Here is a 9,702-nt window from a genome sequence, read left to right as displayed (position 1 = left end):
AACCGCCGCCGTACGAGCGGCCGACCCGTCCCCCGGCACGGCACGGGTCGGCCGCTCGGCGGCCTCGCCCGGTGGCCGTCGGGCCCATGTCGGCGGGACGCGGTGGCCGAGAGCCATCAGGGGCCGTTCGGAGGAGTTCACCATCGCGGGAGGGGCGGCGCGGCTCGGGTGCCGGGAGGCAGGAGAACAGGCGACACCGCTGTGCTCGTTGCGGCAACGGAGGTGTACGGGCACGCGCTGCGGCATATCGGGTTGCCGTCGTCCTCTCCGGGCGACAGTCTCCTTGCATGATCGAGCTGCACGTACTGACGCCGGATGACTGGGCCGTTTGGCGGGAGCTGCGGCTCGCCGCGCTCGCCGACGCCCCGCACGCGTTCTGCGCGCGGGTCAGCGACTGGCAGGGCGACGGTGACCGTGAGGAGCGTTGGCGTGCCCGGCTCGGCATTCCCGGCTCGCACAATGTCGTCGCCACACTCGACGGAAAACCGGTCGGGATGGTCAGCGGCGTCCCGGACCCGGACAGCGGCCGCGGCGTCGAGCTGATCTCGCTGTGGGTCGACGGCGGGGCGCGAGGCCGAGGTGTCGGGGACCGGCTGGTGCGGGCGGTGGAACGGTGGGCACGGCAGGAGCACGCAAAGGTCATGCGGCTGGCGGTCACGCCGGACAACGCGCACGCGGTCGCCCTGTACCGGCGCAACGGCTTCCGGGAAGCCGTACGGGCCGGTGACGTACCGCAGGACGAGCGCGGAGAACGCGTCATGACGAAAGAACTGGGAGCTCCCGGCGAGCCGCCGGGATGAGACAGCGGTCCTGCCGGGCCGGGACCTTGGTCAGTCGATCCGCCTGGCCAGCACCTGCCCGGGCCAGTCCCCGTCGAAAAAGCGATCGGTGCGGGTGAAACCGTTGCGCTCGTAGAAGGCGACCAGTTCGCCGCTGCCACCCGCCCAGCAGTCGACGCGCAGCAACCGCACACTGGCTCGCCGGGCCTCCTCGACGGCGTGGGCCAGCAGTCCGGCGCCGATGCCCAGCCCCGCGTGGCGCCGTTCGGAGACCAGCAACCGTACGTAGCGCTCGGGTTCGCCGGCCGGGGCGATCGGCATCCGCGGGCTCGGCCCGCGTCCCAGCACCGTCGCCCCGACAGCATCTCCTCCCAACTCCGCGATGTAGGAGTCGTGTTCGGTGGTGTACCGCATGACGCGCTCCACTGATCCGGGCTTCCGCGAGAACGGCGTCGTGCCCCACTGCTCGGTGTTGCCGCGCGCGTTCATCCAGGCCACCGCGGAGTCGAGCATGTCCAGGATGGCCGGTGCGTCGGCCAGGCCGCCTGGTCTGATCCGTATGTCGTGCGTGGTGTCGTTCACGGCGGAAGCCTAGGCACTGTGAGCGGAAGCCTGGGCACTGTGGGCGGGGTGGCCCCGGCCGATCGGGTACATCGCCCGGTGGTGAGGACGTCAGGTGGTGGCGTGGTGAGGCCGTCAAACGGTGACTTCGCCGATCCGGCGAACAGGAAGGGGACCCGGCGGTGGCCACGGGCCGCGGCGTCAGTGGCGCCCGCCGGCGTCAGCGGGGTGCTCGGGCGGCGCCTCCCTGCCGCAACAGGTCCAGGACTTGGGAGTGCAGGGCGGCCAGCCCGCCGGGCGGAACCGGGGCCGGACTGCCGGTGAGGGTGTACCACTCCTCGGCGCCGGTGTACTGGACGTCGACGGCCGCCCGGCCGCCCGGTGCGGGACGGGTCACGACGGTCACCTCTCCGGTGATGACGCCGACCTCGTCGGTCATGATGCCGCCCGGCCCGGCCTGGATATGGTCCTCGTACCGTTCCGGGGGGCGGCTGGTCTCGCGGGTCATCGGTCGCAGCTCTCCAGCATGGTGCCGAGTGCGGACTTCTCCGCGCTGGTGACGGTCAGGCGGTAGGCGGCCTTCACCGATGTCCAGGCCCGTGCGTAGGTGCACCAGGAGTCCTTGGCCGGGGGCTGCCACTCCTCGGGGCCCTGGTCGCCCTTGGCGCGGTTGGCGGACGCGGTCACCGCGAGCAGTTGGGGGTGCCCCAGGTCGTTGGCGAAGTCCTCGCGCCTGTGCTGCGTCCACCTGGCGGCGCCGGAGCGCCAGGCGTTGGCGAGCGGAACCATGTGGTCGATGTCCAGTTCGGACGCGTCGGTGATCTTCTTCCCGTCGTAGAGGCTGGTCCAGTTGCCCGACACCGCCCTGCACTCCGCATCGCGTTCGACGTCCGTGCCGGATCGGGCGAGCACCTTTTCGCGGGTGTCGCAGTCGTCGCCCTGTGCGGACCAGTGGGGGAACTTCGCACGGCTGTAGCCGGTCATCGGCCCGTGGGGTGCCACCTTCAGCTCCGAGAGGGCGCGGCGTGCCTTCGCCGCGGACGGCACGCCCGGTAGCCCCTTCTCCCCGGCGGCCTTCCCTTCGGCAGCGGGTGCGGAGGCGGCCGGCTTCTCGGATGCCGGGGAAGAGGCGTCCTCGTCGCCGGACGACGAGCAGCCCGCGGAGGACAGCCCGGCCACGGCCAGTACGGTCAGCAGCACGGTTCCCCGCACACCCGAGCCCAGACACCGCATGACTCACCCGCCTCCCCGCTCGACGGCCCATCACAGCGGAGGTTACCCGGACGGGCCCGCGCCTATGGCTGCCCTCATGTCTCTTGTGGCGCGGGCGGACGGTCGCACCGCGCGCGGACGTTCGCGGCCCGCGCCGATGTTCGCGGCCCGCGCGGATGTCGCCGGCGCGGTCGCCCTCGTCGAAGAAGGCGTTCCTTCGCCGGAGGAGGCATTCCTTCGTGTACTGTCCCGCCGCCGCGAGCGGCGGAACGGTTTCACCTGCCGGTGAGCGGGCAACTCAATTCGTGCGTGAGCGGGACGTCCCTCGCGTAAGGCGCCGGTCGGTTCGGGAAAGAGCCCCGGCTGCCGATCCGCCCCCGCCTGCGCCGAAGCTGCCGGCCCAGGAGGGGGGCGGCCCGCGGGCTCCGGGCTCGGGCTCCGGGCTCCGGGCTCCGGTGCCGGGTCTCACGCAGGGCCGGGCAGGCGCGTCAGCAGGCGGGGAGACGGGGGCAGCGGCGCGGGCGCCTCCATCTCCGGTGTGGCGCGGAACGCGTCGATCGCGTAGGCGGCGAAGCGGCGGGAGGCCGTGAGCCGGACGGCGGGCGGCGCCTCCTGGACGCCCCGGTGGGCCATGAGCACGAGGAACAGGTCGTCGACGACGAAGTCGGGGCGCAGCCGGCCGGTCTCCTGGGCGCGGCGGGCGAGTGCGGCGACCGCGTGCAGGGTCCGCTCCCGGTCGGCGGCGAAGTCCATGGCCTCGGGGAAGGCCGTCATGAAGGCGTCGGCGAATCCACGGCTGGACGCGTGGAGTTCACAGATCCGCTCGACGAGGCTGCGGAATCCGCGCCACGGGTCCTCGTCCGCGAGGGCGTCGCGGACGGCGGCATGGCAGGCCCGCCGCTGCTCGGCGTAGGTCTCCGCGATCAGGGACCGCTTGGTCGGGAAGTGGCGGTAGAGCGTGGCGGGGCCCACGCCCGCGTGTACGGCGACCCGGCGCATGGGCGCACTCAGGCCTTCCTCGCCGAACACCACGCGGGCGGCTTCCAGGATGCGCGCCCGGTTGTCGCGGACGTCGGAGCGCACAGTACGAGAGAAAGGGTCGGTCATCGCCTCTCACTTTAGCCATGCGGAAGGGCCGTTCCCGTACGGTCCGACAGCGGCGGCACCGGCTCGCCCCGAGGCATCCCGGCGACGTCCGGGCGGCGGGAGCCGGCTCGCCGCTGACGGTCGCAGCCGTTGCGACCTGTCCGTTCACCGGCCCGAGGAGCTGCGATGAAAGCCGTTGTGATCAGGGAGTTCGGAAGCCCCGACGGCATGGAGGTGGTCGACCTGCCCGTGCCCGTACCTGCCCGGGGACAGGTACGTATCGCCACCGAGGCGATCGGGGTGGGTGGTGTGGACGCCGTGATCCGCCGCGGGACGCTCGCCGCACAAGGCTTCCGGGCGGGCCATCTCCTCGGCAGCGAGGTGGCGGGAAGGGTCGCCTCGGTGGGGGAAGGCGTGGACCCCTCGTGGACGGGGCAGCGGGTGTGGGCGTTCACCGGTCTGTCCGGTGGGTACGCAGAGCAGGCCGTCGCCGCGATCGAGGACATCCTCCCGCTGCCCGGCGGCCTGACCGGCGCCGCCGCGGTGACTCTCGGCGGCTCCGGCGTGGTGGCCCACTACGGGCTGGACCGCGCCCGTTTCGCACCCGGTGAGACGGTGCTCGTGCGCGGTGCGGCCGGCAGCATCGGGGTCACGGCGGTGCAGTTGGCAGCCGGCGGCGGCGCGGGCGCGGTGGCGGTCACCACGTCCTCGGCCGAGCGCGGCGCGCGCCTGCGGGAACTGGGCGCGTCCCATGTGCTCGGCCGCTCCGGGCAGGGCGGTCCGGACGCGCCGGCGGGCTTCGACGTGGTCCTCGATGTCGTGGGGGGCCCGCGGCTTCCGCTGTTCCTGGACATGCTGAACCCCAACGGACGGTATGTGGCTGTCGGCGTGGTCGGCGGACCTCCGCCGGCCGACTTCGGCATGCGGCTGATCGAAGCCTTCCGCAGATCTGTTTCGTTCACCACGTTCAGCTCCGACACCGTGCCCGGCCCCGAGAGGCAGGCGGTGCGCATGTCCCAGTTCGCCGCCGCGGCACAGGGGAGACTGCGCACGGTCGTCCACGAGGTGCGTCCGCTGCACCAGGCGGCTCAGGCCCATCACGACATGGACGCGGGCACGGTGTTCGGCAGGGTCGTGCTGGTCCCCTGAGCCCGCCGGAGCCGCCTGGGCCTTCTTTTCTCCGGCGGACGCCGGTGGACGACGCGGACGCGGTGGCGGTGCTGGGCCGGCGGTGGTCACGGAACGCCGCTGGGGGTGCTACGGGGCGTGCGTCCGCCTTCCACGGGTGTTCTCCGGCAGCGTGCGGTGCCGCGCCGGAACGGGTGGGTGGGGTGTGACGCAGCCCGCACGGCGGGAGCCGGTTGCCATGGCATACTCCGCTGGACGGGCCCCTTCCGCTTCCGCGGCCACCAGGTGCGGACCCGGAAGCCGGCGCCCGGCTGGGACGCCGGTCCCAGTGGGCCTGGTCAGGCGTCCAGCACTCGGCCGGGCAGCACGACAGACCGCCCGGCGACGGTCCCGCTCAGGGACCGCACACGGAAGAGGGACCGCAGCCGGTCTCCACAGCAACGCCCCAAGCCCGCAAGCCCCTCCCCCTCTGCCGCACCGTTGCGGAAACGCCGCCCCCAGCAGCTCTGCTCGGGCCTTGTGTCACGGCCCCCAGGACAGGCGCTCTCCCCGGATGGAAGTACCACTTGATGAAGACCCGCCGCGTACTCGTCGTCTCCACCGCCGCGCTCGCCGCCGTCGTGGCAGCGGGTGGCGGCGCCAACGCCGTGATCGAGCACAAGGCCCAGGAGCGTGCGGCCGACGAGGCCCGGTCCCAGCTGGGCACCGCCTCCGGTGTGCGCGCGGAGCTCACGGACCCGCTGGCCGGGTTGAAGACCCTGACCGGACGGGTCGGCACCGTGCGCATCCGTGCCGACCGGGTCGAGCGTGCGGGGACGTCCTTCGCCGTCGACGCCGCCCTGCACGGAGTGTCCACCGACGGGAACGCCACGTCGGGGTCGGCCACCGTCACCGTGGGTTACGACGAGCTGGCCGAGCGGCTGCCGGAACCCGTCCGGGGGATGAAGCCGGGAACGGACGGGAAGCACCTCACCCTCTCCGGCACCGTCGGCGGCACCGGCATCCCCCTGACCGTGCTGAACAAGGTGTCGGCCGCGCCGGAGGGGCTGAGGGTCGCCCCGGAAGGGGTCCGCGTCATGGGCCAGGACGTGAGGATGAGCACCCTCACCTCGCTTCCGGGCATGGAGGGGTTCGCCGACCGGCTCGGCCCGCGCACCGTGGACCTCGGCGGGCTGCCCGAAGGGGTCCGTCCCACCGGCGCCGAAGCCACCCGCGACGGGCTCGCCCTCACCTTCCGCTTCTCCCCGGAGGCGCTGCACCCGTCCAGGACCACCGACGCCTGAGCCGGAGCCGCGCCGGGCCCAGGGTTTCGGCGGAGAACGGCGCGGGCGCGGACCGTGGCCCTGAACCGGGAGCCGGCTTCGGGGCCACGGTCCGCGCCCGCGCGGTTAACGTGGCCGTGTGGACTCCGGGACCGGTACGTTTCCTCCCCGCCCCCTGCGCGGGGTCCAGGCGGTGTACGCGCGTCAGAGCGGTTGCCCCGCCGATCTGGCCGTGGCCACCGTGGACTTCGAGCCGTGGAAGGAAGGCATCACGTTCGAGGTGGCGGCCGATCTGGAGATTCTCGGGTGGGACCCCCGCGGAACCCTCGGCCGCGCGGACCTCGCCGCCTTCCGGACCGCGTTTGACGCCGGCATCCGTGAGGAGTTGGCCGAGCAGGACCTCGTCACCACCGTGGCGGTGGCGGTCGTGCTGCGCGGCATGCGGGTCCACGAGATCGATTCGCACGCGCAGGCGTTCCGAGCGGCCGGACGCCTCGCCGTACGCCACGCGCTCGCTCTGGCGTACGGACGACCGGAACGACGCCATGCCAGCGCTCGGACCGCCCGGGGTCAGCTTCGGAGACGGCGCCGTTAGGGCCGCTCCACGAGAGCCGGCCACGCCGGGAGGAACAGGCGAAAAAGAGCCAGCTCCCGGATACCGCCCCGCCCCTTGTCCGCCCGACAATACGATGATGCCCTTTCTTTCCCTGACCTCCTTCTCGGCGCGGCCGGCCGTCTCCCCGCCCTGAGGAACACTGGCCCCGGTTTCACCCAGCGACCGTTTCCCGGCACGGAATCCCACCCTTGAACCTGACGCAACCGTCAAGTCCACGTAAAGGAGGACGGCCGAAGATGTGCTGTCGGCGTGGAAATGGATCTCCTTACCATCGGCGTGGGTGATCAGCGACAGGCGTTCACCGCATCCACGCACACCATCAAAGGAGTTGTCCGTGAAGGTGATGATCCGGGCCGTCAAGAAGATGCGCAGCAGGAAGGTGAACGCTCACTTCGAGGAGCGCACCAAGAGCGCCGTCATCGCGCGCACCAACTTCGGCTACTGAGTGAGGAAACCGCCTTCTCGCGGGTGATTGCGCGAGAAAGCACGCCGTGGCTCGGAAGCCGGCTGCCGGCTCCGGGCCACGGAAACCGGGAACGGAACATCTGTGGCACTTCACGTCTTCGCCGGCCCGACGGTCTCCCGCCGCGAGGTGGCCGCGGTGGCGCCCGGCGCCGTGTGTCATCCGCCGGTCCGGCACGGGGACCTGCTGCGGCTCGGGCTGGGCCCGCAGGACACCGCGCTGCTCGTCGACGGGCTGTACCACCACGTCGAGCCGGTACGGCACAAAGAAATCCTCGAAGTCATGTCCACGGGAACGCTCGTGGTCGGCTGTTCCAGTATGGGCGCTCTCCGGGCCGGGGAACTGTGCGGCGTCGGCATGGTGGGCGTCGGTGAGGTTTTTCGCATGTATCGCGACGGAGAAGTGGTGGGGGACGACGAGGTGGCCGTGGCTCATGGTGAAGCACCGGATTACCGGCAGCTGAGCGAACCCCTCGTCAATATGCGATATGTCCTTCAAGCGGCCGTCGGTGCCTCGGTTCTTCCGCCGTCCGCCGCCGACGACATCATCGGACGGCTGAAATCCCTTCCCTACCCCCACAGGACGTGGAGGCGCCTGGAGAGCATGGTGCCGCGCGGGCGGGAAATCCTCGCCCGTATCGACCATTTCCTGAGTACCGTTCCGACCGCGCGGAACATCAAGCACACGGACGCCCTGCGCGCGCTGCGCGATGTCCACTCCGGCGCGCTGGCCGCGCCACCGTTCACGACGGACACGCAGTGGCGGACGCGGCATCTGCTGCGCTGGACAGCACAGTTCGCGCCGGAAGCGGGAGGTGCGGGCCCGCTGGAGATATTCCGTTGCCAGCAGCTCTACGACGCGTCCTTTCCAGCACGCTGGCGCGCCTTCCGGCTCTCCCACATCGCCGGGCAGACCTCCGGGAGCAGTGCCGCCCTGGACCAGGCGGCACTGGCGGCGGCCCGGCGGAACGGGGTCGCCTGGGAGACGCTCTCGCAGGACCAGAAGCGGCACTGGCTCTCCCCGGACGAGCTTGCCGGGTTGGACGCGGACGAGTGCATGCTGCGACTGCTGGTCCGCTCCTCACCGTTCGACCCCGCGGAGACGGCGGCTCTGAGGGCACCCGCCCTCCCCCGCAACACGCGGCTGCTCAGGGACAGGGTCGTCCGCGCGAAGGCCACCAACGCGCGGTTCCTCGCGGCGAGCCGGGCCCATCATGTGGCCCATCTGAGGGAGGTCTCCGTCCGCGCACATCTGTTGTCGGTGTGGCGGCGCTGCGACCGGCCGTTCCACGGTGAGCGCCTCGCCGCGTGGGACCGGGGTTTCCGCTCTCCGGACGAGGCCGTCGAGCAAGCGCGGCCGTTCTTTCTGCACGCCACGACCCGGAACCGGGCCGTCGCCGGTCTCGCCAGGCTCGCCACGGGACTCGCGTGACCGGGGGCGCCGGGTGCGAGAGGAGCGCGGCCATGACACTCAAGACGCACAGCACCGGCACGCATCGCGTACGGACACCCGAGGAGACCTGGCGGCGCGTCGAACCGGTGCTGGGCCGCTACGGGATCTCGCGGCTGGCCGATGTCACCGGACTAGACCACCTCGGTGTCCCGGTGTACATGGCCATCCGCCCGCTGGCGCAGACGCTCTCGGTCTCCCAGGGAAAGGGCCTCACCCCGCTGCTTGCCCGGATTTCCGCCGCGATGGAATCGATCGAGTTGTGGTACGCGGAGAACTGCGCCGCGGACCCCGAGTTCTCCGGGGTCCCCTCCGGCGACCTGTCCCTTCCCTACTCCGTCCGCGACCTCGACCACAAGGAGGGCTCCCTGCTCACGCCGCGGTCGCCGCTGGAGTGGGTCGTCGGCGAGGGCCTGCTGGGCGGGGACCGGGTTCCCGTCCCCTATGACAGCGTCCATCTGTCGACGGTGGAGTGCGCCTGGTCCCCCGTGGGCCTCAGCAGTTCCAGTAACGGCCTCGCCTCGGGCAACTGCGTGGAGGAGGCCGCCGTCCACGCGCTGTACGAGCTGATCGAGCGCGACGCCCTGGCACACGCGCCTCGCGACGACACCGCTCCTTCTCTCGCGCTCGACAGCGTCACCGACCCGGCCGGGCGGGCGCTCATCGAGGCGTTGCTGGACGCTGGGGCGCAACTGCGTGTGCGTCCGGTGCCGAACAGGTGGGAGCTTCCCTGCTTCTCGGCTTCCTTGTGGACCGAGGACTTCCCCAGCCTGGCCGAGGGCTACGGGGCGCACGCCGCACCGTCGGTCGCCTTGTGCAGGGCTGTCACCGAGGCCGCGCAGAGCCGGCTGACGAGCATCTCGGGCACCCGGGACGATCTGCTCTCTTCCTATTACGAGCTGATGTTCGAGACGTCTCCGGCGCGTCCCGCGAGCACTCCCGGCACCGTCCCCTGGGACGCGGTGCCACAGGCCGCCGCGTTCCTCGACGTCGCCGAGGAGATGGTGTGGCTGGCCGGCCTCCTCGCGAAGGAGACAGAGGTCGAACCCGTGCTGGTGACACTCGCCGCCACCGCGGAACTGTCCGTGGTCAAAGTCATCGCCCCCACCCTCGGCAACTACCGCCACTGAGCGACCGCCCGGAAAG

The 9,702-nt window shown here is 71.8% G+C and carries 10 protein-coding genes; 6 read left to right on the top strand and 4 right to left on the bottom strand.

What is annotated here, in order from left to right; translation table 11 throughout:
• Positions 1–287 precede the first annotated feature (287 nt).
• Complete coding sequence (locus FM076_RS31005) at positions 288–800, top strand: GNAT family N-acetyltransferase (RefSeq protein ID WP_173874145.1); 513 nt, start codon at positions 288–290, stop codon at positions 798–800.
• A 30-nt stretch (positions 801–830) separates the two neighbouring features.
• On the opposite strand, the gene FM076_RS31000 is transcribed toward FM076_RS31005, so the two are convergent.
• The 4 genes from FM076_RS31000 to FM076_RS30985 form a co-directional block, all read right to left on the bottom strand.
• Positions 831–1,361, bottom strand: coding sequence for a GNAT family N-acetyltransferase (locus FM076_RS31000; protein WP_173874144.1), 531 nt, complete (start codon positions 1,359–1,361; stop codon positions 831–833).
• 199 nt (positions 1,362–1,560) lie between these two features.
• Positions 1,561–1,848, bottom strand: coding sequence for a hypothetical protein (locus FM076_RS30995; RefSeq protein WP_173874143.1), 288 nt, complete (start codon positions 1,846–1,848; stop codon positions 1,561–1,563).
• Positions 1,845–2,573 (bottom strand): HNH endonuclease family protein, encoded by a 729-nt coding sequence (locus tag FM076_RS30990; RefSeq protein ID WP_173874142.1) that lies wholly within the window; start codon positions 2,571–2,573, stop codon positions 1,845–1,847. Before FM076_RS30990 ends, FM076_RS30995 begins: the two co-directional genes overlap by 4 nt.
• Positions 2,574–3,017: 444 nt before the next feature.
• The gene (locus tag FM076_RS30985; protein WP_173874141.1) at positions 3,018–3,659 is read right to left on the bottom strand and encodes a TetR/AcrR family transcriptional regulator; all 642 of its coding nucleotides are present in this window, start codon (positions 3,657–3,659) and stop codon (positions 3,018–3,020) included.
• A 165-nt stretch (positions 3,660–3,824) separates the two neighbouring features.
• Between FM076_RS30985 and FM076_RS30980 the strand changes: the two genes are divergently transcribed.
• From FM076_RS30980 to FM076_RS30960, 5 genes are all read left to right on the top strand, one after another.
• A complete protein-coding gene (locus FM076_RS30980) occupies positions 3,825–4,787 on the top strand; it encodes a zinc-binding dehydrogenase (RefSeq protein ID WP_173874140.1) in 963 nt (320 codons plus the stop codon).
• Positions 4,788–5,335: 548 nt separating this feature from the next.
• Positions 5,336–6,049, top strand: coding sequence for an LmeA family phospholipid-binding protein (locus FM076_RS30975; protein ID WP_173874139.1), 714 nt, complete (start codon positions 5,336–5,338; stop codon positions 6,047–6,049).
• A 211-nt stretch (positions 6,050–6,260) separates the two neighbouring features.
• Positions 6,261–6,623: a hypothetical protein gene (locus FM076_RS30970; protein WP_345945352.1), complete on the top strand. Its 363-nt coding sequence runs from the start codon at positions 6,261–6,263 to the stop codon at positions 6,621–6,623.
• A 568-nt stretch (positions 6,624–7,191) separates the two neighbouring features.
• Positions 7,192–8,538, top strand: coding sequence for a TfuA-like protein (locus FM076_RS30965; protein WP_173874137.1), 1,347 nt, complete (start codon positions 7,192–7,194; stop codon positions 8,536–8,538).
• Positions 8,539–8,570: 32 nt separating this feature from the next.
• Positions 8,571–9,686, top strand: coding sequence for a YcaO-like family protein (locus tag FM076_RS30960; RefSeq protein ID WP_173874136.1), 1,116 nt, complete (start codon positions 8,571–8,573; stop codon positions 9,684–9,686).
• Positions 9,687–9,702: the final 16 nt, after the last annotated feature.

It is taken from the genome of Streptomyces albus subsp. chlorinus (genome assembly GCF_013302895.1).
GTDB classification, from domain to species: domain Bacteria; phylum Actinomycetota; class Actinomycetes; order Streptomycetales; family Streptomycetaceae; genus Streptomyces; species Streptomyces chlorinus.
Note: the sequence above shows the minus strand (reverse complement) of the source record. Positions and strands in the feature narration are given on the sequence as shown.